Below are 25743 nucleotides of genomic sequence, written 5' to 3'. Positions count from 1 at the left end.
GTCAAATCCATGAATACTATACACTCAACAACCGAGGTTGTATCTGACTGAAAAACATCTGGGCAAGCTCAGCGTTTTGTTCAAACATTCTGCGAGCTTTATCCTGCTGTCCTAGACGCAGATAAAACTCATAGACCTTGAGGCTAAGCATTTTCAATGCTTTTGCAGCTTCGATGCGGAGACATTGAGAATATTGGGTGGCATGCATCAGATCAACCACTTGATCCAACGCTTGTTGCATCGTGGTTTCTGCAACCTGGAAATCCTCAAGTTTTACTAAATTATCGGCCAAATTGTGGCAAGCCGTCACATAAGCATGGATAGCTTCCGGGTGACAACGCTCTTTTTTGGCAGTCATCAACATTAACTCAGCCAAGGCAATGGCTTTGCGATAGGCCTGTAGGGCCTCCAGATATGAACCTGCAAGCAGACACTGGTTGCCTGCTTGAGTGTGCAACTGCCAGTTCAATTCGTAGGAAGAGTAAATCTGAGGATCGTAAGCCATATCGAGCGATTCTTTATGCGTAAAGTAGACCAGGATTACCCGTCGATCAACTATTTCTACCGTCAGGATGTGAATTAAATATCATTTTTTCAGCCTTGAATTGAAGATAGAGTTGGGCCACCTCCCTGAGGGTAGAAACTGCTAAGCACCATTGTCTACCTTGATTTACAAACGATATCGATAAAAACTTATCAGCACGGCTCATAGCTTCAACCCGTTAACTACTGAGTATTTAGCTGGCTAAGGCATCACCATAGACCTTATGCTGTCATATCTAGTTACCAATTGCAAACTGTTATCAATAAGCAATTTAAGGGTCTTCAGCACATCGTTTCAGGGATCCTTACTCCTGGAGTTTTGCTTGCAGTCCAGCCTTTTTTCAAGCCGATAGATACAAAGGGGTGGCATAGCCAAAGAGAGAGCATTTTCAGATGTTTACGTTGGGGGAGCGACGTTCATGACAATCCCCGCCAAGAGATGTTGAAAAGCTTGAAATCTTCTGTTGGTTGAGAACTCTCAGGAAAATATCATGGGAGGGTAAGGTTGGATCGATTTAATTAATTTGCCGTGCTAACCCTTCACCCCCACCAAATGGATCAGATTTATGCCCATGCCCAAGACTGCTATCCCGAAGAGTGCTGTGGGCTGATGCTTGGGAAAATCCTAGAAACAGATGCTCAATTAGAAAAGAAACTGTTTGAACTCTATCCTCTAGATAATGCCTGGGAGCAAGCCGAATCATCTATACGAATAGAAGAGTCAGGAACACCGTTAACCGCAACCCGCCGCTATTGGATTGCCCCTCAAGATTTATTTAACGCTCAGAAATACGCACGCACACAGGGGTGGGATATTATAGGGGTCTACCACTCACATCCCGATCACGAAGCCGTGCCTTCTGAATGCGATCGCAAATGGGCTTGGCCCCAATATTCCTATGTGATAGTTGCCGTCGAAAACGGTGTACCCCACGACTTTCGCAATTGGATGTTGGATGACCAACAGCAATTTCGAGCAGAACCAGTAACGGTTGTGGATACTATGGTTACGTCAACCCTTGAAACAGATATTTAGAAACCTCATACATCCTGACCCTTAAGGATTTCCGCCATGCTTAATCCGAATTTGGACCAGATTCAGCTCAATAAAGAAGAATATGAGCGGTTCTCTCGCCACCTCATTTTGCCGGAGGTGGGCCTAGAGGGACAAAAACGCTTAAAAGCCGCTAGCATCCTTTGTGTTGGTACCGGGGGCTTAGGGTCACCGTTATTACTCTATTTGGCCGCCGCTGGAGTTGGCCGTTTGGGCATTGTTGATGCCGATGTGGTCGATAGCTCTAACCTCCAACGCCAGGTGATTCACGGCACCTCTTGGGTGGGTAAGCCTAAGATCGAATCCGCCAAAAATCGCATTCACGAAATCAACCCCCTCTGTCAGGTGGACTTGTATAACACCTGGCTTACCTCAGAAAACGCCTTAGAAATTGCTGAACCTTATGACATTGTTATTGACGGTACGGACAATTTCCCGACTCGGTATCTGGTCAACGATGTCTGCGTCTTGTTAGATAAGCCCAATGTGTATGGGTCGATCTACCGCTTTGAAGGTCAAGCCACTGTATTTAACTACGAAGGCGGTCCCAACTATCGGGATTTATATCCAGAACCCCCACCTCCTGGACTAGTGCCCTCTTGTGCTGAGGGGGGTGTTTTGGGAATTCTGCCAGGCATTATCGGTATTATTCAGGCCACCGAAGCGATTAAGATTATTTTGGGGCAGGGTACGACCTTGAGTGGCCGCTTACTACTGTTTAATTCTCTAGACATGAAGTTCCGAGAGTTAAAGCTCAGGCCCAACCCAGAGCGTCCTGTGATCGAAAAGCTGGTGGATTACCAAGAGTTCTGTGGTATTCCTCAAGCCCAAGCAGCCGAAGCGGAGCAAAAAGCCAATATGGAAGAAATGACCGTTCAAGATCTCAAGCAACTGCTCGATAGCGGTGCGGATGATTTTGTCCTCTTGGATGTGCGTAATCCCCATGAATATGAGATTGCCCGCATCCCTGGCTCAGTCTTGATCCCCTTGTCTGAGATTGAAAGTGGCGAAGCCATTCCCAAAGTCAAAGAGCTGCTGAATGGCCACCGCCTGATTGCTCACTGCAAGATGGGGGGACGCTCGGCTAAGGCCCTAGGCTTCCTCCAAGAAGCAGGGATTTCAGGCACCAATGTGACCGGCGGAATCACGGCTTGGAGTCGTGAAATCGATTCTTCGGTACCTGAATATTAAGCCCTGAATTAATAGGTATAGATCTAATTTCAGGTGCGATATGCCCCAGCCTGCATGGCTAGCGCTGTTGTAGGTTGGTGGCTAGGATGGCAGCTTGGGTGCGATCTCGCACATTTAACCGTTTCAAAATACTATTGACGTGGTTCTTGACCGTCCGTTCAGAAATATACAGGGTCTCAGCAATTTCTCGATTGCTCTGGCCCTCTGCGATTAAGGCCAAAACTTCCGTCTCTCGGGGTGTCAGTTCTGCCAATTCGGGCGGTTCTTCCACCGTTGGCGTTGCTGTGATCATCTTTTCAAACAAGCCAGGGCCAAAGTGAGTGTACCCTTTATGAACCGCTCGAATGGCCTCTGCTAATTCATCAGAGGGGGTATCCTTAAGCAGATAGCCCTTGGCCCCTAAGCGCATGGCTTGAGAGACATAGTCCTCATCATCAAACGTGGTTAAGACCAAAATATTGATTTGAGGAGCCTGCTGCCGGATCGCTTGGGTCGCAGCGACTCCATCCATCACCGGCATACGCATATCCATCAGGATAATATCGGGTTGAATTTCCAAAGCTTTCTCAAGGGCAACTTGACCGTTCTCCGCCTCACCCACAACTTCTAAATCCGGTTTAGTGTTAAGCAGACTAGAGAGCCCTTCCCGCACAATCCCTTGATCATCTACCAACATCACTCGAATCATTACGCTTCTCCTAATCGAGGAATTGTGATCTGAATATGGCAGCCTGTTTGAGGTTGGCTTTGGAGTTCGAATAGGCCACCCAAGGCGACTGTCCGTTCCTGCATCCCTTGGAGACCAAAGCCGGTGGTATTTTTCTCGGGTAGAAACCCTTTGCCATTGTCAGAAATGTTGAGGAACAGTTCCATTTCTTGCTCCGTTAGCTCAATCGTAACTTGGGTCGCTTCGCTGTGTTTTGAAACATTGGTGAGGGCTTCTTGTACTAAACGATAGAGGGCCGCAGCCATTTCTCTAGGGACTGGCGTCTCAAGGTGGGTAGCGAATTGGACCTGAATCGATGTGGTTCGTTCAAATTCTTGGGTCAGATTGGATAGTGCTTGGGACAAGGACTGGCCTTGAAGGGGATTATTCCGCAAGGTGGCAACGGTATGGCGGACATTTTGAAGAGCCTCTTTTCCCAAAGATCGCGCTTTCGCCAAGTGATCTGAAGCTTTGGCCCGATCAGTGGCCATCCATACGTCCACATTCTCCAGCTGAATACTTTGAGCCGTGAGGGAATGACCAACGGAATCATGCATTTCTCGGGCAATTCGATTTCGCTCCTGCAGAGTGGCTTGATTTTCAATCATTAGGGCATATTGCCGTAGGCGTTGGTTGGCCGCAGCTAATTCTGTCCGACTCTGGTGTTCCGTCAAAAGCGCCCCCACCATCAACAAGACAAAGACCAAGACTAACCCAAATAAAAGTGCACTTCTCAATTGCAAGCTTGCCAGTAAGTCTTGGGACAGTCCTCTCCCCCGCCAAGGTGGGGGTGGCCCTGCCCTGGGGAATGGGCGGATCCGCTGTACCCCTGTCATTAAGCGGACGAGAAAAGAACCATAAGCGACGGAGGCTACTATCAACCGCTGCCGCCAAGGGAACAGTAAGCAGGCTCGAATCACCACTATTAAGAGCATCGGGGTGAAAAAGTCACGAAACCGCCCTCCCATAAACACTGTTGTCCAACAAAGAAGAAAGCCCAAACAGGTATACAGCGCTTTCACCTTTTGAGATTGATGGATGGGGAGTTTAAGGCCTAAACCCGCTAATGCCAGAATACTTAGGAAGATGCCCAAGGGAAACCTCAATCCTCCCCGTGGCGTAATGTGGGGCAGTAGAAAATGGTGGCGAGGAAAAGGTACAAACAACGTTAATAGGGCAACTCCCAACAAAATCCATTCCAAATACAGCAGTAAGTGAAATGGATGGTTGGAACGAAACAGCCGAGACATATAGGCTCCCAGTCCAGGAAAGGATTTACCAGGCCGCTAGGGCTTTGATGTTCTCCCACTATAGGTGACGGTTTCTAGGTTGGTTTGTCTCCCAGCGCTTCTTGGGCTTAAGCTAAATCATTTGTCTCCCAGAATACAAGTTGATAGAGCAAGGGGGACTATATCTGTTAGAAAAGAGATCTTAACGGTCAATGTGAATGTGTTCTTGGCCTCATATAAAAAAATTCGATATGGGGTGTAAAACATCTATGGAATTTCTAAAAAATAGCTAACCTTTATCTCCTGCACAGTTTGAAGCATGAGGAAAACGTTTAATTCTACAGTTATCTGCTCGATTGATAATGATCACTTCTGAACTGTTGGCAACCCGTCAATATCCTTTCCGTTCTCGATAGTGATCAACCTCGAACCCTCTTGACTTGCCAGTGGATAACACAATAATCCTCGACGGCTGATAATTATCTTCCTGGGTTCAGTTGCCTTAATCAGGGCATAGGGAAGTCTAGCTTAAAAACATTCTATGCTGTTGATAAAGGATGGTCGAAGCGACTCGAGCTAGTGCCAAACAGCTGCTACTCCATAGCAACCATTACGATCTTTACTAGACTCGAATGGCTTTAGCGTCATCGATATGAGCAAACAGACTTTTTTCTCGCTTTAAAAAAGCTTGATAGCATCAAAATTAATTTAGTTCAATTTTTTTTCATAAAGGACTATACTGATGCAAAGGTTAGTGATTATTGTAAATTCAATAATTAATTAATATTTTTTGGCCTATCAAAATATTAGTTCTTCTCAAGATCTATTCAGGTTCTATCAAAGAAAATTTTCGCAGTAATTGAATCAGTTGATTGTATTGCTGTAATGTCCTCTCCCAGAGTGAGGGGTCTATCAGTAACCAAGGTAATTCGTTCATCTTTTGGTGACTTTGACGATTGATCATCATGGCTCCTTCCTCTGTCCACCACCAAATTCAGATTGTGTTGAAGTGGGTGATTGATCGCACCGTTGCTTTGTTGGCGCTAATTCTGCTAACTCCGGTGTTGGGGATGATTGCGATCGCAATCTGTATCAAGATGGGTTGGCCCCCCTGGTTTACCCAACCTCGCCCGGGTAAAAATGGCCAAATTTTTACCTTCTATAAATTCCGGACCATGACCAATCAGCTGGATGGCAATGGCCAACTCCTGCCAGATGAACAGCGGTTGACGCCCTTTGGCCAGTTTATTCGTAAAACCAGCTTGGACGAGCTGCCTCAATTATGGAATGTGCTCCTCGGTCATATGAGTCTTGTGGGACCTCGCCCATTGATTGTCGAGTATCTTGATCGCTATACTCCAGAACAAAATCGCCGCCATGAAGTATTGCCGGGGATCACAGGGCTAGCCCAAATTAACGGCCGCAACGCCATTAGTTGGGAATCTAAATTCGCAATGGATGTTTGGTACATTGACCACTGGTCCCTATGGCTGGACTGCAAAATCCTGGCCCTGACCGTGTGGAAAGTTCTGAAGCGAGATGGCATTAACCAAGAGGGCTTTGCGACTTCAGAAGAGTTTATGGGGACCCTAGATCCATGAGGCCTCAAGCCCTATCCACCATGCAATGGGAGCCTCTGGAGCAATCCTTAAGTCCTCAGCAGCAAGCTCTACTACCCACGGACCAAGATGTTGCCTTCTATCGTCAGCATGGCTGGTTTGTTACTCCACCCGTCATCCCGGATGACGTTATAGAGCAGGCCATTGCAGGGGCGGAACGCTACTATCAGGGGGAGCGAGATGCGGTGCTTCCCGTCAACGAAGGTTTCAGTGATTGGCAACCCAGGGATGGTTTGGACCTGGTGCGCAATAACGAGTTTGTATCTTTACAAAGTCAATCCCTGAGACAATTGGCACTCCAGCCGGTAGTGGGAGCAATTGCCGCAAAATTAGCAGGCACTCACCAAATCCGTCTCTTGGATGATCAACTGGTTTACAAGCCCCCTCAAGATCACACTGCCCAAACCAGCGTCGGTTGGCATGCGGATCGGGCCTATTGGGCCAACTGTACGTCTGATCAGTTGCTGACGGCTTGGATCCCTTTTTATGATTGTGATATTGACATGGGGCCATTAGTCGTTATTGATGGTAGTCATCAATGGTCAGGTCTAGAGCATCTGCGAGGATTTCATCGAAAAGACTTAAACCAGCTATCGGCGCAACTTCAACAGATGGGAATCGACCATTCGATCAAAGAAATTCCTCTCGCCTTACGGAAAGGCCAAGTCAGCTTCCATAACTGTTGGACCATTCATGGCAGTTACCCAAACCGCAGCCAACGAACCCGACTTGCGATCGCAGTACATCTTCAAGATGGATCCAACCGCTATCGCCCCTACCAGAATGACCAAGGTCAAGCCATTCATATGTTTGACGAACAGTTGTGTAGAACCCTCCCCAATGACGATCCAGACTTTAGTGACCCGAGTGTTTTTCCAGAACTATGGTCAGAATCTTAAACAGTAATGAAAAGCAAAGTATTGGATTGGCGCGATCCCTTATGGTCAGACCTGCTGACTCACCTGTCTCACGACATTTACCACTTACCTGAATATCTGTATTGTGAGGCCCTGAGAACCCAAAGCATTCCTGAAGCAATCCTAATTACAGAAGGGCACAAAGCCTGTCTAATTCCCTATTTACGGCGGTCTTGCAATTTCATTCCAACCGCACCCGCTAACATTTATGACATCACCTCCCCCAATGGGTATTCAGGATTTTTACTTAATCCAGCAGCCTTAGAAGATTCAGTATTTGGCTCCCATGCTTGGGAGCAATTTCTTAACTTAGGGAAAGAACAGGGAATTTGCTCAGCGTTTCTTCGTCTTCACCCTAGTCTTAATACCACTCATCCCCAAGGGATAAATAATATCCTCGTCAAGAAAGTGGGGCATACGGTCTCCATTAACTTAGAGCTTTCAGAATCAGATCTCTGGAGTCATACCCATAAAAGTCAGAGAAACAAAATTAACCGAGGGAAACGACTGGGGTTAGTGGCAAAGGTCAAGCCATTTTCTGAATACATCAATGAATTCTGCAACATCTATGAAGCTACGATGCAGCGGGTTGAAGCTGAGACCAGCTTTTTCTCATTTAATCGAGATTACTTCTACCTACTCCAAAAGCATCTTGGCCATAAACTATTTGTCTGTGTTGTTGAATATCAAGATAAAATTATTTCTGCTGGACTCTATTCTGAATGTTCGGGTATTGTTCAAGGACTATTGGGAGGAACAACCCCTGAAGGGCTAAAACTTTCTCCCACTAGTCTAGAGTTTTACCAAACGAGTCTATGGGCAAAGCAGCGGGGGAATACAATCCTTCATTTAGGTGGTGGAGTCGGTTGTTCTGAAGATGGTCTTTATCAATACAAAGCAAACTTTTCGAAACAAAGGCATGAGTTTTATACCGCCTCTATCATTATTGAGCCGCTACAATATAAACTGCTCCTTGAATCCTATTCAAAAGCGCATAACATTGATCTTGACCATCTAAACTCTATTCAGTTTTTCCCAGCTTACCGATATAGACCCAATCCCAGTGAGTTTTAGAAATTAATCATTTTTACCTTGATCTTGACCATCTAAACTCTATTCAGTTTTTCCCAGCTTACCGATATAGACCCAATCCCAGTGAGTTTTAGAAATTAATCATTTTTACCCAGTCTGAAATATAAGTCATAGGTAAAATCGAAAATGGATGTGCAGATACTTGCATTAGATGATCCTCGCTGGCTCCAAGTTCTTGATGGTATTCGGCATGATGTTTATCACTTGCCTGCTTACGTTTCCATTGAATCCAAACGTTTAAAGTCTCCTGCAGAAGCGATTGTGGTTCAAGACAAAAACAAGATACTTTTTTTGCCTTACTTACTTCGCTCCTGCCAAGATGTTTGCCCTGACCACCTAAAAGATAAAGAGATACTCGATATTATTTCTCCCTATGGTTATTCGGGAATCGCCTTGAGTCCAGAAGCAATTGGAGACCCAATATTTATCCAATCATCACTCCAAGAGAGCATAAAAGCCTTCAAAGATAAAAACATTTGTTCAGCCTTCTTTCGGCTTCACCCGATTTTAAGCTCCCGGTATATTGAGCATCTTGATTCCCCTAGGGCGACTCCAGACGGTGTAACCGTTTCAGTTGATTTATTGCAACCAGAATCAAAGATTTGGGCTCACACCAGAAAAGGGCATCAAAGCACTATTAACAAGTGCAAACGACTGGGACTGCAAGCCAGAATCGTCCCTTACGCTGAGAGTATTGAGGTCTTTACGTCTATTTATACCGAGACAATGAATCGGGTTGCAGCTACTCAATCCTATTACTTTAATCAAGACTATTTGGAAAACTTGCTCAATTTAGGTGACAAGCTACACTGCTGCATCGTCGAAAATACTGATCAAATTGTTGCCGCTAGCTTATTCTTTGAATGTTGTGGCATTGTTCAAGCCCACCTCGGTGGAACCCTTACGGCGTTTATGACCCAGTCTCCCTTTAGCTTATTGCTTCATCATATGCGTCTCTGGGCAAAGGAGCAGGGAAATGAATTTCTACACCTAGGTGGAGGGGTGGGCGGATCGCAAGAGGATCGGTTATTTAAATTTAAGTCGGGCTTTTCTAGGCAGCAGCATGATTTTTACACCCTCAGGTTGATCGTCAATCCTGAAGTCTATGCTGAATTGCTTCAACATCGGGCCCAAGCTATAGATGTACCTGTTGAGCAATTACAGCAATCCACCTTTTTCCCGGCTTATCGGACAGCCTCCTAACCGTGGGAATCGCTCCCCAAGAAGAGGTGATGTTATTAATGGACTTGAATCAGTTGAGGATTGTTGAGGATAAAGACTTCAGCAGCGTCACTAGACAGAGGTTGGGAGAAATAGTGCCCTTGAGCTTTCTGACACAATAGCTTCTTTAAGTAATTGAGTTGCTGTTTGGATTCTACGCCCTCAGAGATGGCATCCATATTTAATTGACTGGCTAAATTAATGATGGTTTCAATAATTTCTTGATTTTCTCCTTGGGCACCAATGCGAGTAATAAAAGACTGATCAATCTTGATGGTATTGAAGGGAAATAAATGAAGATAACTCAGACTGGAATAGCCGGTACCAAAATCATCAATACTCAGTTGAATGCCTCTTTCTTTTAATTGATTTAAAATTACTTTTAATTCAATCACATTCTCCATCAAGATGCTTTCAGTCAACTCTAAAGACAATTGGTGACGGTTTAATCCCGATTGCTCTAAGGCTCTATCAACCTTCTTCAGCAGGTTTGGATCTTTAAGCTGCTTGATCGACATGTTTACACTGATGGTGTAGTTCACTGCCGATGGATAGGTTTGTAGCCAAGTTGCCATCTGTTGACACGCTGATTGCAAAATCCATTCCCCTAACGGGATAATTAAGCCCGTTTCCTCGGCAATGGGTATAAATTCTGTTGGTGGAATAAATCCCCGTTGGGGATGAGGCCAGCGTCCTAAAGCTTCAAACCCCGATAATTTGCCTATCTGGATATTGACAATAGGCTGATAAAACACCTGGAGCTGTTGATCGTCTAAGGCTTGTCGCAAATCATTTTCGAGTTGCAGTCGATCTAAGGCTTGCGTATACATCCGCTCATTAAAGATTTCAAAGCAAGCTTTTCCTCTATTTTTTGCCCGATACATGGCAATATCCGCATCCCTGAGAATATCTGTGGCCTGACTGTAGTCCGGCGAACTGAGGGCAATGCCCACGCTGGCTGAAATAAAGACCTGACGATTACTCAAGTCAATCGGAGCGCTCAACTCTTGCACAATCCGATCTGCTACTCGCACGGCATCGTTGACTTCCTCAATGGGTTCGAGAAGAATAACAAACTCATCTCCACCTAATCGAGCCACAATATCAGTGGCTCTTACTAGGGAATGAAGCTGATGTGCGATCGCACCCAATAACTGATCGCCCACTTCATGGCCCAGACTATCATTGACGATCTTGAACCGATCTAAATCAATAAACAGTACGGCAAATAAATATTTGGAATGACGCTGGGTCTGCTTCACCGCGCGTTCCAATTGCTCCATAAAAAAAGCGCGATTGGGAAACCCCGTCAACGGATCGTGAAGGGCGAGATGCTTAAACTGTTCTTCTGCCCGTTGTCGCTCTACTACCTCTTTCTTTAAAGCTAGATTGGCCGCTTCCAAATCAGAAAAAGTGGCCTGTAGTTTCTCCGCCATACGGTTAAAGGAACGCTGAAGAACCCCAATTTCCTTAAATCCTTTGACGGCTACCATTTGATCAAATTGCCCCGAGGACATGGCTTGACTCGCTTGACTAAAACGGAGAATTGGTCTGGCAATCCAACTGGCGGTACATACCCCCAAATAGATGGCACACCCCAGCGCCAGGAAACAAAGCAACAGGGTGGTTCGGGTATTGGCATCGATCTGAGCCATAAAGCTGGATTCGGGAATCACCAATACGCTGAGCCAATCTAACCCATGCTGATCCTGTAACGGGGTCACCTGCAGGAAATATCGCTGCCCCTCAATCGAAAATTGGATTTGGCGTCTAGCATTAATTTGCTGAAGCCCTCCCGCTTGCTTTGCTAAATAAGTCGCAGTAGCTTGGACAATCCCATCTTCACTATGGGCTGCCATCAGCCGGCCGGGCTTATGATTGCGCCAGACAAACGGCAGCTCATTGGAGGAAGTCGCAACAATATCACCGGAGCGTTCCAGAATAAATGTCCGACCTGAGTCACACAGACTCAACTCTTTGAGGAAATCGCTAATTTGGGCCAGAGAGAGATCCGTCGCTAAAATGCCCTGGAATTTTCCCTGAGCATCATAATAGGGCTGACCCAGGGTGATAGCTAAGGTGGGCGGGCTGACCCAGGGATAGATCTCTGTCCAGGCCGGTTTGTCAGCCTGTTGAGGCACAATGTACCAGGGACGCTGACGAGCATCAAAGTTAGGAGAGGTTTTAAGATACTGTTTGCGATCGCCTTTTGTATCAATACTGTAGGTCTGCAGTGCTCCCGTTTCTTCTGTCACCTGATAGGTGAGCGTCCCATCATCGTTGACCGCTAAGCCTACAAACTCCCCTTGCGAATTGCCAAATTGAATGTAGCTAATCAACTCAAACACTTGGCTCTGACGCCAAAAATGGCGTTCCATACTCTGGAGATCATTGAGTTGGAGCTGCCCCATATCTAAGGCATCTTTATTGAGTTGATTGACTTGATGAGGGGTCAATAGATAAATATTGAGTCGCTCTGAAATCCGATCTCCCGTTTCTGACATCAACTGATTGGCTAAGTCTTCTATCGCCTCTTCGCCATTACGCAAGGACAAGTAGCCCACCAGACCCACAGAAACCAGTAATTGCAGAACGAATAAAACAATCAGAATAAAACGTAACGGTAACGTTCGATGGAGTGGAAAACGAATCTTTTTCCAGCGTTCTAACTGTTCCATGTCATCAATGCAACCCTTTTACTGCATTTGTTAGCCAGAAAATTGCTAATACAGTGATTTTATGGTTATACCACCATTAATTATTCATTAGTCAGAGAGGTTAAGTATTAACTGAATAAATTTATCAAGCTCAATCGATGGAGATGCTCTGAGGGCGAGGTTACATGGGCTGAATAAGACTGCCTTGATGGGAAACATCTTACCGATAAAAGTATTCAAGATTGGACAATAGCGATTAAATCACCGACTTGCAAAACCCTCAAATCCCTCGTTAATTGAATAAATCAATAACTGAAGCTTAAAAAAACAATATTTTCTCATTAGTTTGAATTGAAATATTGAAGAAGCGGTCGCGAGGGAACAGACTGATTTTATCGATTGAATTTGAGGGGGTTGAAGAACACACAACGCTAAATAGGGCCAAACTGCTTGATGGTTCACAATCAAGCTCTAGATTGAAGTCGACAAAAGTTCACACTGCTGTCGAGATCAATGACCGAGACGGGAGTTAAAACTCGATTATCGGAGTCAGAAACCCCGCCAAGACGGTGCAAATCGTTACAGACAAAGATCCTGCTACTGAGCAAGATTGATTTTCTGAACAAGATCTCATACAGTTCTGAGGAAACTTTTGGCATCAACTAGGGGCCATTCGACAAAGGTGAGGAAAGATAATGACGGAATTGATGACAGACACGATAGATTCGACCACTACTACTCCCTGTCCAGTCAATTCCTATAATGAATGGGATCCATTAGAAGAGGTGATTGTCGGTCACTTAGAAGGAGCGATTATCCCTCCCTATCATGTGACTGTCACCTACAATATCCCCCCAGTACCGCCCGGTTATACCGAATTTTTGCAGGGCAAAAGTATCCTGGGTTCTTGCTCAAAAAAGCTCAGCGGGAACTAGATGAATTTATTCACATCCTAGAATCTGAAGGGGTGGTTGTTCGACGTCCTGAAGTAATTAAAGGCACCAAACGATATAAAGCCTTGGATTGGTCTTCTAAGGGGTTTTGTACTGCCTGTCCTCGCGATGGTTTTATGGTGCTGGGCGACGAAATTATTGAAACCCCAATGGCATGGCGGTGCCGCTATTTTGAAACCCATGCCTACCGTCCGCTCTTTAAGGAATATTTTGCCCAAGGGGCTCGTTGGACCTCTGCCCCTAAGCCAGAGCTAACGGACGATCTATTCGATTATTCCTTTAAGCCCCCCGCCAAGGGAGAACCCATTCGTTATGTGATCAATGAGTTTGAACCCGTCTTTGATGCCGCTGATTTTGTTCGCTGTGGCCGCGATTTATTTGTGACTCAAAGTAATGTCACCAATCAGGCTGGGATTACTTGGCTCCGGCGTCACTTGGGTGATCGCTATCAAATTCACGAGATTGATAGCTCCTGTCCCACCCCCATGCATATTGACTCTACCTTTATTCCCTTGGCACCGGGGAAAGCCTTGATTAATCCTGAGTATATTGATGTGGATAAACTCCCTAAAGCCCTTAAATCGTGGGATATGCTAGTTCCCCCTGAACCAGATCCGATCAAGGGCGTTCCCTCCATGTGTAGTAAGTGGATTAGTCTCAACGTTCTCATGCTGGATGAGAAACGGGTGATCGTGGAGGAGGATCAAACCTCATTGATCGCAGCTTTTAAAGATTGGGGATTTGAACCGATTAAATGTCCCTTTATCAACTTTGCGCCCTTTGGGGGGTCTTTCCACTGCGCTACTCTGGATATCCGTCGGCGTGGTACTTTGCAGTCCTACTGTTAGGCCCATGCAGTCTTCAGCGCAGAAGTATCGATTGGACTGGAAACTCCAGATTCTGAATGCGTTATTAAACCGTTCTCAGCCGATTGAGCTGTTAAGCCCTGAAGCACTGCGCCAGCGGAATGAAACATCGCGCCCGGCTGTCATTGATTGGCTCAAGCATGGGCGCAAACGCAAATTACCCAAAGTTCGCAATCAGTGGGTGACGGGTCGCCATGGCAATATCCCCATTCGACTTTATTACCCCAGCTTGAACTCCCCTCTTCCCTGCGTTGTTTTCTTTCATGGTGGAGGTTGGGTAACGGGGAACCTGGACACCCATGATGCCTTCTGTCGGCAGATTGCCTATCAAAGTGGGGCTTTGATCCTGTCGGTGGCCTATCGACTAGCTCCTGAATTTCCCTATCCCACCCCTCTAGAAGATTGCTATGATGCAACCCAGTGGGCAGCTCAAAATGCTGAGCATTTAGGGGTTGATCCTCAAAAACTCATGGTTATGGGAGATAGTGCGGGAGGCAACCTGGCTGCAGCCGTCTGTCTAATGGCTCGCGATTTAGAGGGTCCCCACCTCCAAAAACAGATTTTGCTCTATCCTGCGTTGGATGGCACTCTCAACCATCCTTCCATGGATCAGTATGCGGATGCCCCCGTTCTCAAGAAAACTGCCATGGAGATCTTCATCAATCAATATGCCAATTCGCCTGCAGATATTCAGTCCCCCTATTTTTCGCCATTGTTAGCTAAGTCCTTGAATCACTTACCGCCTGCCCTGGTAATTACGGCGGCCTATGATCCCTTACGCGATGAAGGCCAAGCCTATGCTCAGCGCTTACAGCAGGCTGGTATTCCCACCCAATTGACGGACTATCCAGGCATGGTCCATGGTTTTCTGAGTTTTCCTCGATTCTGTAGTGGTGCAAAGCTAGCCTGGGCTGAAATTTCTCAATATCTTCAGGCTGCCGCTTCTCCCAATTGTTCCCCTACCGAGAGCCTTAATCCATTGGCAAAGTCTCCCCCCGACTGACGACGTTTACCGGCCAGTTGCAAGGATCGCAATAGCAATAACCCTTCACCCGTTTGTATGACTGGACCTTGCTGAGGTGCAATATAAACGATGCGACCGGGAGATGCATCTGAAGGGGGGATGACCGGAGTGAGAGCGGCTAACTCCTCGGGTAGATCAGCTGCATAGGTTTCCCCTAGAGGGGCTGTGGCCATGATTTTAAGGCCAGATTCTCGAAATTGAGTAACACAGTTAGGTGAAAATCCTCGAATCTGATTGTGTAGTGCGATCGCAGATCGAGACCAATCTAATACAAAATCAGATTTCTGAATCAAGGGCGCATAGGTGGCCTGGTCAGAACTTTGAGGGGTAGGCGTTAGGGTTTGTTGATCTAGCTGGTTCAGGGTGTCTATCAACAGATCACCAGACAAATCAGCCAAGCGAATCGCCACATCCAGGGTATTTTCCAGTAGACCAATCTCAATACTTGTGGTCAGCAGCATATCGCCAGTATCCATGCCTTCATCCATCAGCATGGTGGTGATACCTGCTCGGGTTTCACCATGATAGAGCCCCCACTGAATAGGGGCCGCCCCCCGATATTTGGGAAGTAAGGAGCCATGGCTATTAATGCAGCCTAAGCGGGGCATAGCCAGGATCTCTGGGGATAGAAGTTGACCATAGGCGACCACAACAAAAGCGTCCGCCCCTTGCGATCTCAACTCTGCCAAAATCTCTTGATCTTTTTTAATATTATGAGATTGCCAAATCGGCAATCCTGCGTCCATGGCAACCGTTTTCACGGGAGATGGAGACACTTTGCTTCCTCTACCTCGCCGTTTATCCGGCTGAGTCACCACCCCTAACACCTCTATCTCAGGTGCTTGGAGCAGACGTCTTAAACTAGGAACGGCGAACTGCGGGGTTCCCCAATAAATAAGCTTAATCACACCGCCAATCTTGGCCCTTGCTTACAACTTTGGCATCATACCCCAGCGCAGCAAAGATCAAGACCCATAGTATTAAAAGCGGGGGAATCTAAACGGTTTTCTCTGCTGTCTCTTCAGAGCCTTTTAACATTTGGCGGAGAGCAACTAATCCTTTCTTGACTTGACGAGAGACCGTCACCGCACTGATACCCAAAACTTCAGCTGTTTCCTTTTGAGTTAAGTCATGGAAAAAGACAAACTCTAGGACATCCGAAGTTCGCTTTTCTAACTTAGATAAGGCTTGGCGTAATCGAATTTGATCTTCTTGAGCGAGCTGAAAACTGTGATAGTGGCGATCGGGCAGCAGCTCACCCAAAGACATGGATTCTTGCTCAGAATTATGAACTGGAGCATCAAGGCTCAAAACTGAGCGATTGCAAGATGCCAGCTTTACTTCTTGCCATTCCTTTTGGCAAATATCTAAGGCTGCAGCCACCTCAACGTCTGTAGGTTGCCGTTGTAATTCATCCCTCATTTCCCGGGTCACGTTAATGGCCTGCCGTTGAAGTTCGTGCCATTTGCGAGGGATCCGAACTTGAGGACTTTTATCTCGCAGATAATGTTGAATCTCTCCTCGGATATAGGGAACTGCAAAGGAACTAAAGGCATGGCCCTTAAAGGGATCGAACCGTTCGATGGCTCGAATTAACCCGAGGGAACCTACCTGCATTAAATCATCAAAACTTTCAGTGGAATGGCCTACCCATCGATGAGCCTCCCTTCTAACTAATCCCAAATTCATCTGAACGAGGCGATTTCGCAACTCAGTGCATGAGGACTGTTGATACTGCTGCAATAACTCCAAGCTTTCACTTTTAAGATTATTAGTAAGAGTTGCGGTCATGTCAAAAAAATATGAATTTGTTTTTTAGTCCGTTCTAATTCGGAATTCTGAGGAGAAGAAAACGATTTCGAACCTTCCATTAACTTAAGAAGTCAGAGGATAAACGGACATCAGCAAATCCACGGAACTTTGTTGATCACTCCTTAACATTCCTTATCTATCTATCTTTTCCCCGTAATTTTAGAAGTATGAAGAGCTCGACAAGCTAGTGACAGGAGGGAATTTGAAGTGTGTCGGATCAAAGCCTGGCATCCCTGCAACTCAACAAGAATTTCCTTAGTATAGATGGGGTCAGTAAGAATACGCAGTTTCCCTATTCAATTAATTGAGACATAAAAAGCAGGTGTGTTTGATTAAAACACACCTGCTTTTCGAATGTATATTTTAGGTTACAGAATAACCTTCAATGTTCAAGTTAAGAGAATCTCTTAGTTGACACGACCATAGAAAATTCCACGGACTTTCACTTCTAAGGGGTCAATAGCACCTAAGTCACTATCTGAAAACTGTTCGCTTTCGAAGGTGCCACCAAATTCTCCAGTTTCGCTATCAACAGAAGCAACATCCATGGAGATACTACCTTTGGTGAGGTCAAAGCGCTTGGCATTGGCTCGGTTTAGCTTGTCAGCGTCTGCAGAAGCAGGTAGTGCGACAGCATTGTCATAACCTGTGGCAACACCCCGACCTTTGGGATCCAAGAAACCTGAAGTTCGATAAGAAGGAACAGCATACTCTCCAGAGAAGCTAGTTCCATCAGCGATGGTGCTACCAGAAGCAGAAGCTAGAAGCTCCTTGACGGTGAACAGCATGGGTACCCGTTCACGGCCAGAAATTTGTACGGTAATAGCTTGGAAATCCATACCGTCTTTTTCTTTGAAGGTTAAACCGCCGCCATCAGCAGATAAAGGACCTTCAATCTGCTCAAGGGTTGTTGTTTTCCGAGTCATAACGCTCGCAGGCACGAATTCGGCCTCTTGGCGAGGGTTCTTAGGCTCTTCTTTCACGAAGAAAGAAGTGGGTTGGAAACACAAATCTGTAATGTAGGCAGAGCCTCCGACTGATATGGTGTCACCGGTGCCTGTAGGAAGGGTTGGGCAGCTATCAGCCAGACCAGTGCCTTTTACCTGGTCGTAGGTCATAGAGCTGGGTACAACTGCCAAAGCTTTGGCGTTGACTGAGAAAACCCCCAGACAGACCGCTAAAAAAGTAACGATTAAAGTGCGAAATCTCATTGATCACCCTCTAGTATCAAAAGTTATGTTAATTCTTGCCAGATTGCCATCAAGGCACTGATGACCATGTTTGGTAAGACTTTTAGCTTTAGAGCCAACAATAATTTCTATCGGTAATGTCATAAAACGATGACCTTCACAGAGTCCGCACTTTAGGGATGTAAGTGCTATGCTCTGGGTGCAAGTGCACCGAAGAAATCGTCTAGGAGAAGGGTAGAACCTTTGTAGATTCCACTTGAAAAAAACCACCTATACAATTGATGGGTGGTCTTCTGCGATCGCAGGAAGGATTCCCTCTCTCATAGAGCATTGTACACGGCGTTGACGCTTTTACTATGCTTGGTTTTAGAAATCAGGTGTTTAATTTGCGATAGGGATTGCCTGGAGTCAGATGGGAATTCGCTATTCTGCCAGCATATACATTAGTGAATGATATCTATTTACTAGCGGCAGTTCTCAGTTAACTATTCGTGACACCGAATCCTCCCATCGCTTCAACTCACCTTGCTAAACCTAGTCACTACAAAAAATCACCAGCACCTCTATCAATTGCAGCTTACACGCTAATCAATAGGGGACTGATGATTTTATGGGTCAACGCCAAGTTAGAGAAGCTTCTGACTTCAATCCATTCAGCTTTGAACCGTCACCGAGTCTTTAAGAGAGCAATACTGCCCACCTAGGCAAACGCCACCTCATGGGAGGCAAAATTAGGCTCAGGGGCAGAGGACTGGGAAGTGGTGTGTGACTTGTGGCCTCCGGTCGATAATTGTTTCCAAGCTGTTGCCATCGTTGAAGGTAAAACCCCCACCAGCTTAGCCAAAACTTCATTGGGAATCATTTGGATCTCATCTTGATAAAAATGCTGAGTTAGCATTTCAAGAACGGCAACTGCTCGTTCTATGGGTAGATCTTTTTCACAAATTAGCTGCATCTGTTCGATATCTTCCATTCTCCTTTGAAACGCGTTTTGGCGCTCATCCAATGTCTCAGGAGTACTGAGTTCAGCTTTGCCTAAAGGGTGAATCGTGACGCACTGGAGATCAAACATCCCACCTACGGCTGAACCCGGACCAATATACTCAGCATAATAAGGTTTTTGCAGAATGAGTCCTGCAGGGTAGCTTTCGGATAAGGATAATAGTTGTCCTTCTTTCAGCATCTCAATAGGCTGCTTGTTCTCTGAATTGCCGGAATTATCATGTGAATGGATAACTTTCATATGATTAATAAGGTGAAGTGACGATATGAGCGAGACGATGGGACTTGACTATTTCTGAAAACCTAATATGCTGCAAAACAAATGAACAAGAACAGCTCTTTCTATAAATGCAGTGAGGTGTACAGTTTGTCTAAGAAATACGAATCTACTATTAATATCTTGCTCTACCCTCACAGAAATATCTTCCGTAGGATCACTGGAAAAATACTTCCGTAAATTCACATAAGCCTTTCATAATCAGCTTTACAGAAATCGAATAGTTCGCTCGTTCCGTAATCTTGCGGAGAAAAAAACGAACGCTTTTCATATCTCGGATAACTTCTTATACATAGACAAAAGGTAAATATACAACTCAAACTCGTTGATATACCTCTGACTATTTATATCTTGAAAAAGAAGACGCTACGGGAAATACTGAAATTACGATAAAATTAAAATATTATTAACTTTTAATCCAAGGTCTTTGTGGAAATTTTTCTCCTTCATAACACTCTGCGTTATTGGACAGAAGGTGATTGAGGCAGTATATATACAATGCCAGAAACGACTGTTAGGCATATCGATGCGGTATAAATTCCTAAGGAAACGGTTACCCACACCCCTGGCAAAGGTGCGATTAAGAAAGAGACGGCAATAATCTGCAGAACAGTTTTAACTTTGCCCCACCAATTTGCTCCTGAAATTTGGGTTTGCTGGACGCGCCATCCAGCAATGGCTAACTCCCGAGTCAGAATAATCATCACACTCCAAGCAGGGATCTGGCCTAATTCGACTAGTGCAATTAAGGGACCTAAAATCAGTAACTTATCTACAAGGGGATCGAGGAATTTTCCCAGATCGGTCACTTGATCGAATTTACGGGCCAGATAACCATCTAACCAGTCAGTGCTCGCAGCCACAATAAAGATGGCTAAACAAATCCAGCGAGCAGGGAAGTTATCCGCAATATCGCCCTGTAAACCATAAAGCAGAAAGGGAAGGGCAAATAGTCGGGAAATTGTAATCCAAGTGGCAAGGGTCATAGGGTGTCAAAAACGAATGCGATATTCGAGAATGCCAACAGCTTCTCCATCAGTACTGATAGCACTTCGCACCCGTAGTTGCTCATTAATGTCGTAACTCGCATTAAATAAAGTGGCTTCATCTAGTCCTGTTAAGATTTGCAAGGCCGACACGGAGAATCGATCCGTCACGTCGTAACCCAATTCGGCTCCAAATGCCAACACAGACTGATCTTGGTCATCATTGGGAATTAATACGGGGAACAAGCGGAAGCTGGCCCGTGTTCCCAAGGCATCGGAGAATAATCCTTCAAAGCCGGTTAGAAACGCCGAACTAGCCAAGTTAACTAAGGCAAGTTCGGTATTCCCATCTTCTAAATTATTGGTGACGCTCCCCCCCAACAAGGCTAGGATTTCTCCCTCCGAACGGCTGGGCGTGCTGGTCAACTGCACCACTTGATTAAAGTTATTGACCAGTTCACTGGCCCGTCCTTCCACTGTCGCCCGGACGCGCACCGATTCAATGGCCCCGATTCGGCCTGCAGGGAGGTCCTCAAACTCATTCAGTTCCGTAGCCCGCCCTCCGGCAATATCGGTGGCAGTCGTCACCATGCCAATGCTAAGAAAAGGATCTAACCCCAAACTCGGATCGAACTCGGCAAAATTATCTCGACGCGAATCAATCCGAAAACGGCTAGTAAATAGATTTACAGACCCCTGGCGAAATCGAATCTTACCGGCAGGACGAGGGGCATTTACAGAACCATTGACGGTGACGTTACCCGCCGCAACAAAACTCAGTAAAGGGGGCTGAGTGACCCGAACATTATTATTGAGCTGAACTTGCAGGTTGTTAAATTCCAGAGGAGTGGTTTGTCCAAATTGGCCTGAAGTACTGGATGAGGCCACGTTGACATCCGCTAAAATAACCTGGCCATTGGTTAAGGCCATCACGCCCCCCAATTGAGGGGCTAGCAGGGAGCCAGAGATATTCAGATCGCCATCAATTTGACCTTTATACAGTCCTTTGACATTGAGTTTGAGGGCTTTAAGTGCTAGCTGCAGTGAAGCAGAAGAGGGAGGAGGCTCGGAAACAAATAGGGGGAGACTGCCCGAAGCTTCCAGTTCCCCCTGGCTATAGAGGCCAATCAGACGGTTAATCCGTAATTGATTGCGATCGAATTGAATGGTTCCAGTAACGTTGGTGAGGGGTTCAAACAATAAATTAGATGTTAGTGTGGCCTGGTTTAACTGGATACTCCCCTGCATGGAAGGTTGGGTTAGGGTACCAGTGACATTGAGATCGATTTCTCCCTGGCCCTCTACCCAATTAAGCTGATCCGTAAATAAGTTAATCAGAGACAGGCCATCATCCTTGACTTTAAGGGACACCTCCAGGGCATCACTATCCGGTCCCACCGCAGTCAAGGGTAATTGATAGGGGATATTTCCTGTAAATCTGAAGGGAAGAGCCTCTGAGCCGCCCTCAAAGGTCAATCGCCCCCGGTTATAAGCAAAGGTTGTTCGAGCTTGGTTGAGGGCAAGGGTATTCACCCTAGCCTCATCCCAATTCAGCTCACCCTGGAGACGTGGGTCGGCTAAAGTGCCAGCAAGGGTTGCCGTTCCATTCACCGTACCCGCAACCTCAAAGGGCAAATCGAGAAATTGATTCAGTCCTTGCAACGGTAAATTCTTTAGGGTTAACTGGCCGGACTGCTGCTGAAGACCAATCGTTCCCTGAAACTTGGCTTCCTGTTCTCCCGTTGCCACCAATAAAGGCCGGAGTTTTAAGCTGCCATCTGTATATTGCCCTTGTGCCGTAATACGATCAATGGCATAGTCCCCCCACTTCAATGCCTCACTCTGCAGCGCGAAACGAGTATCTAGACCTGATTGTAGAGACCCTGAAAACTGTAGTCGGCCTGCCAGCTTACCGGATAATTCGTTTAAATCGGGAAATAGAGGGTCTGGAGGAGCGTCGGCTTGTTGTTGTGTCGCCAAGGCATCTAACTCTGACAGGCGGCGAAGCTGCATCATTAAAGACCCTTGGGCAGAGCCAATGGGAAGGGTTTCAACATCTTTGGCTTTACCTCGAGGCTGATCCAGAGACGCCGATGGGTTGAGATTGAGGGATGTTGCCGCGGCGACCAAATCGGCAATTTCGGTTTGGCGAATGTTGAGGGTCCCTGAAAATTTGGGATTAATGCCAGGGATAACGTTGGCTTGGAGCTGGTATAAGTTGTTGCGATCGCGTAATTCACCTTGTTGCAACCGAATGGTATCGCTCGTCAGTTGAAACCGACCTAAAAATTGATCGCCCACTAACTTGCCCAGGGCCGGGCGGGTCACAGCAAGGGTTCCGTGCCCCGCATAAGTGGTGGGATTAAGAGAAAACTTGCCTGAAGAGAGGCCAGAGATCGGTCCAAGGTTATCAACGGGCTGCCAGTTTAAGGCTGCGAGAGGAACATCTTGAAACGCAAGGTTTAGCTTACCCTGCTCTGTTCTACCTTTTGCCCAGGCTTGATCGCGGCGGATATCAAAGGCGGTGGGTAATTGATTGGAATTTAATGCGAGGTTAATGCGATCGCGTTGTCCCGATACGCGTAAATCTAGCTTGGCCTGCTGACCATACAGCATCTTGCCCTTGAGTTGATTTTCAAAGGGAATCCCTCCGACCAAAAGGTTGTTGATTTGCACGGTAGAGTCTAGGTAGGGATCCGCCACAGTCCCTGTGAGTTGTCCCACTAGGTTGGCCCGCCCTGCCATTTTGACTTGTGTGGGGCCAAAGGGCGGAAATAATCCCAAATCGTAGCCCCAAGAACGGACTGCCAGATTCAGGGTCGTCAGCTGAGGACCTTGGGGCGTGTCAAAATCCAAGCCCACTTGGCCTTGAGACCAAAATCCTGGGGCTGTGGCTTGATCCACCAAAATTTGCTGTCCATCCCATCGCAGTTGGGCGGCGATGGGATCATAGACAATGGCAATCCCATCAGAAAAGCGGGCCTGTCCCTGGGCTCTAGCGGTATTGACACTAAACCGATCAAAGGGACCTGTAATTTTGAGTTGCCCGGTCATTTGGCCACGAGCATCAGGGGTATAAGCTTTTAGGGCCACTCCTGACGTCGTCGTTGTGACGTTGATCCGATTATCTTTAATCTGACCTTGGGTGCGCAGTTCTCCCCCCGGAATCTGAGTGACAATCCGTCTGAGTTGAGCAACGCTATCGCGAACAAAAATATTTCCCCTAGTCGGGAATTGTCCTTTCAGAGCTTGAAAATCGACATTGGTGCGGATATCGTCTGGGGGGCCAAATATCTTAATCTGTCCTTGGAGGGGACCCAAGGGAAAACCCGGATCGGCTTGGTAGGACTGGGCAATCCCATTCCCGGGGATATTGCTGGCTTCGAGTTGGGTTAATAACTGTCCCCCTGGCTCAACATTAAAGCGTGCTGTCCCTCGAAACTGTCCTCCAACCGTGGGCTCGGCTTTGATGTCCTCCATTTTTAGCAAGGCATCGGCCAATTGGAACTGAGCTGTGAGTTGCTTAAACGGTACCCGATCCACCTTTGGTTGCTTTGCCAATTGAACTGAACCCGAAAAAATGGGTTGGTCAATGGCACCATCAAATCGGAGATTATCCCCTTTGAACTGTCCCGTCACGGGAAACGGTAAACCCGTGACTTGGAGCGTTTCCAGGGTGGGTTGAGCGGCTACCCACTCTGTCTGCCCCACCAAGCTATAGCCCCGATCTGGGTCAATCCAGCCCGTAGCCTGCATGGGGATCTGCCCATAGTCCCCCTTGAGCCCCTCTAGGCGCACGGCGATTCCCTTAAATCGCAGAAATCCGCGTACACGACTGAAGGGTTGAGGAACGTTGACAATTCCCATTTCAACGCGTTTGAGAAGGGCCGTACCTTGGACATCTGGACGCTGCTTGGGACGGAGTTTTACCCGAATGCTGGCACTGACTTGCCCCGAATCTGCGGTGATGGGGAGTTGAAAGGCTTGGTCAAATAAGGGCGCTGGCAGATTCTGAAGCTGCAAGCGCATATTGGTCTGTTGTTCTAGGAAGGAGGCAGTGCCTCTAGCCTTCAGTCGCCCTGTTTGACCCATCCGTCCCTTGAGATCAAAGCGAAACCGCTGTTTGAGCCCCAGGAAATCAACGGTTCCCTGGAGTTGGGACAAACGGCGAGGCCGCTGACGTCGATTATCTAGGATGAGATCTTCAGGAACATCTGCCCTTGCTCCATCAATATAGGCCTCTCCCTTCAACTCCACCGGACGCTGAGGGAGCACCTCGATGCGAACATCGGTGCGAATGTTGTTGGCTTGGACCCGAATGGCTTGCCTGGGAATCCAAATATCCCCTTGGGATAAGGTGGCATCAGAATGAATGGTTACGGGGTGTTGGGGACGCAGTTTGACCTGAAATTGCCCCTGTAATTGTCCTTTGTTGATTTCGAATGGCAGCTTGGGCAGCAGGCCCATCAAAGGGGCAGCCACAAGATCCTTGGTTTGGGCATTGACTTCTAACTTTTTCTGTTTGGATTGCCATGCCCCTTTAACGGAAAGTTGGCCCCCCGAATCCACCTGACTTTGGGTATTGAAGTATAGGGTTTCTGGGGTCGAGAAATTAAGGGTGCCGTTGAGCTGGCTGAATTGTCGAGCCTCGATGTTGGCCGGTTCAATCTGAGCCGTTCCCTGCTGCACCCGAAGCTGATTTAGTTTGACTTTAATCCAAGCCTTTGATGGTCCAAAGCGAAGTCGCGTCGCAATCCATTCCCCATCCTGAGTCTGGTCGAGGTACAGCTGGGGTTTGATCAGTGTTGCCTCTAGAGGCAGTTTACGGCTCCAAAGAACTGGCAACAGGTTGAACCGGATATCAACGGCTTCCATTTTGGCGGAATCGGCGTCTTCTTTCGCACATCCTTGCTGGGGTGAACAAGCCGGAATCTCTGACGGTCCAAACCGAATATGGGTAAGGGAGTAATTTTGTACGTCCCCCATTTTGACGGGCCGATTTAAAGTTTTGCTCAGCTCCTCTGCCACAAGGGGGGTTAAGTCTTCATCAATAAATCTCAGCACCCACCAGCTCACTCCTGCGATCGCAGCCAGTAACAATCCAACTACAATGAGCAGAACGTGAAGACGAGTAAAGTGTCGATGGGGTGGAGATGGACGAGAAGCTTGCCCGGGAGGGGAAGGTTGGGGCATGACATCCCTCAGAGGGGTACCGTTGACAGATAAGTAGTAGGCCCTTTAACTCAAAATCTGAATCAATGAACTGTAGCCTTACAGAAGGCTTTTTTAAGGGTTAGTTCCTCAACAATCCATAACGCACAACAGAATTTAAAAATGATTTGAATCAGGTGACCCTCTTCAGATATCCTGTCCCCCAAGTAAAGGTGGAGTGTGACTCCCCAAG

Annotated in this window: 17 protein-coding genes and 1 pseudogene; 8 read left to right on the top strand and 10 right to left on the bottom strand. The window is 46.7% G+C overall.

Going from position 1 to position 25743, the window contains the following annotated elements; translation table 11 throughout:
• Nucleotides 1–16 precede the first annotated feature (16 nt).
• On the bottom strand, nucleotides 17–505 hold the full coding sequence (locus tag ON05_RS24610; protein WP_010478179.1) for a hypothetical protein: 489 nt from the start codon (nucleotides 503–505) through the stop codon (nucleotides 17–19).
• 567 nt (nucleotides 506–1072) lie between these two features.
• Between ON05_RS24610 and ON05_RS24605 the strand changes: the two genes are divergently transcribed.
• On the top strand, nucleotides 1073–1579 hold the full coding sequence (locus tag ON05_RS24605; RefSeq protein WP_139026021.1) for a Mov34/MPN/PAD-1 family protein: 507 nt from the start codon (nucleotides 1073–1075) through the stop codon (nucleotides 1577–1579).
• A 36-nt stretch (nucleotides 1580–1615) separates the two neighbouring features.
• Nucleotides 1616–2788, top strand: coding sequence for a molybdopterin-synthase adenylyltransferase MoeB (gene moeB, locus ON05_RS24600; protein ID WP_010478175.1), 1173 nt, complete (start codon nucleotides 1616–1618; stop codon nucleotides 2786–2788).
• Between the two features lie 58 nt (nucleotides 2789–2846).
• On the opposite strand, the gene ON05_RS24595 is transcribed toward moeB, so the two are convergent.
• Together ON05_RS24595 and ON05_RS24590 are read right to left on the bottom strand one after the other, a co-directional pair.
• Nucleotides 2847–3476 (bottom strand): response regulator transcription factor, encoded by a 630-nt coding sequence (locus tag ON05_RS24595; protein WP_010478174.1) that lies wholly within the window; start codon nucleotides 3474–3476, stop codon nucleotides 2847–2849.
• Nucleotides 3476–4744, bottom strand: a complete 1269-nt coding sequence (locus tag ON05_RS24590; RefSeq protein ID WP_010478172.1) for a sensor histidine kinase — start codon at nucleotides 4742–4744, stop codon at nucleotides 3476–3478. The genes ON05_RS24595 and ON05_RS24590 overlap by 1 nt, the downstream gene beginning before the upstream one ends.
• Nucleotides 4745–5688: 944 nt before the next feature.
• On the opposite strand from ON05_RS24590, the gene ON05_RS24585 reads away from it, so the two are divergent.
• The 4 genes from ON05_RS24585 (at nucleotide 5689) to ON05_RS24570 (ending at nucleotide 9554) form a co-directional block, all read left to right on the top strand.
• On the top strand, nucleotides 5689–6324 hold the full coding sequence (locus ON05_RS24585; protein ID WP_010478168.1) for a sugar transferase: 636 nt from the start codon (nucleotides 5689–5691) through the stop codon (nucleotides 6322–6324).
• Entirely contained in the window at nucleotides 6321–7241 is a 921-nt protein-coding gene (locus ON05_RS24580; protein WP_010478166.1) for a phytanoyl-CoA dioxygenase family protein, read from the top strand. The genes ON05_RS24585 and ON05_RS24580 overlap by 4 nt, the downstream gene beginning before the upstream one ends.
• Before the next feature lie 6 nt (nucleotides 7242–7247).
• Nucleotides 7248–8333: a GNAT family N-acetyltransferase gene (locus tag ON05_RS24575; protein ID WP_010478164.1), complete on the top strand. Its 1086-nt coding sequence runs from the start codon at nucleotides 7248–7250 to the stop codon at nucleotides 8331–8333.
• 144 nt (nucleotides 8334–8477) lie between these two features.
• On the top strand, nucleotides 8478–9554 hold the full coding sequence (locus tag ON05_RS24570) for a GNAT family N-acetyltransferase (protein WP_262562336.1): 1077 nt from the start codon (nucleotides 8478–8480) through the stop codon (nucleotides 9552–9554).
• 35 nt (nucleotides 9555–9589) lie between these two features.
• Here the strand turns inward: ON05_RS24570 and ON05_RS24565 are convergent, their stop codons facing one another.
• Nucleotides 9590–12250 (bottom strand): EAL domain-containing protein, encoded by a 2661-nt coding sequence (locus tag ON05_RS24565; protein ID WP_010478160.1) that lies wholly within the window; start codon nucleotides 12248–12250, stop codon nucleotides 9590–9592.
• 674 nt (nucleotides 12251–12924) lie between these two features.
• On the opposite strand from ON05_RS24565, the pseudogene ON05_RS24555 reads away from it, so the two are divergent.
• Both ON05_RS24555 and ON05_RS24550 read left to right on the top strand, forming a co-directional pair.
• Nucleotides 12925–14030 (top strand): annotated as a pseudogene (locus ON05_RS24555) (amidinotransferase).
• A 4-nt stretch (nucleotides 14031–14034) separates the two neighbouring features.
• Nucleotides 14035–15051, top strand: a complete 1017-nt coding sequence (locus ON05_RS24550; protein WP_010478156.1) for an alpha/beta hydrolase — start codon at nucleotides 14035–14037, stop codon at nucleotides 15049–15051.
• On the opposite strand, the gene fmt is transcribed toward ON05_RS24550, so the two are convergent.
• From fmt to ON05_RS24520, 6 genes are all read right to left on the bottom strand, one after another.
• The gene (gene fmt, locus ON05_RS24545) at nucleotides 14979–15977 is read right to left on the bottom strand and encodes a methionyl-tRNA formyltransferase (RefSeq protein ID WP_029315508.1); all 999 of its coding nucleotides are present in this window, start codon (nucleotides 15975–15977) and stop codon (nucleotides 14979–14981) included. The two genes, ON05_RS24550 and fmt, sit on opposite strands and share 73 nt — an antisense overlap.
• A 91-nt stretch (nucleotides 15978–16068) precedes the next feature.
• Nucleotides 16069–16863 carry an RNA polymerase sigma factor SigF gene (locus ON05_RS24540; protein ID WP_010478152.1) on the bottom strand — a complete coding sequence of 265 codons (795 nt, stop codon included), beginning with the start codon at nucleotides 16861–16863 and terminating at the stop codon, nucleotides 16069–16071.
• Nucleotides 16864–17291: 428 nt separating this feature from the next.
• A complete protein-coding gene (locus ON05_RS24535; protein WP_010478151.1) occupies nucleotides 17292–18095 on the bottom strand; it encodes a photosystem II manganese-stabilizing polypeptide in 804 nt (267 codons plus the stop codon).
• A gap of 679 nt (nucleotides 18096–18774) precedes the next feature.
• On the bottom strand, nucleotides 18775–19257 hold the full coding sequence (locus ON05_RS24530; protein ID WP_010478148.1) for a hypothetical protein: 483 nt from the start codon (nucleotides 19255–19257) through the stop codon (nucleotides 18775–18777).
• Between the two features lie 557 nt (nucleotides 19258–19814).
• The gene (gene pgsA, locus ON05_RS24525; protein ID WP_010478146.1) at nucleotides 19815–20339 is read right to left on the bottom strand and encodes a CDP-diacylglycerol--glycerol-3-phosphate 3-phosphatidyltransferase; all 525 of its coding nucleotides are present in this window, start codon (nucleotides 20337–20339) and stop codon (nucleotides 19815–19817) included.
• Nucleotides 20340–20345: 6 nt separating this feature from the next.
• Entirely contained in the window at nucleotides 20346–25532 is a 5187-nt protein-coding gene (locus ON05_RS24520; protein ID WP_010478144.1) for a translocation/assembly module TamB domain-containing protein, read from the bottom strand.
• Nucleotides 25533–25743: the final 211 nt, after the last annotated feature.

This window comes from Acaryochloris sp. CCMEE 5410 (assembly GCF_000238775.2).
In the GTDB taxonomy this organism is placed as follows: Bacteria; Cyanobacteriota; Cyanobacteriia; order Thermosynechococcales; family Thermosynechococcaceae; genus Acaryochloris.
This window is presented reverse-complemented; position numbering and strand designations above follow the sequence as displayed.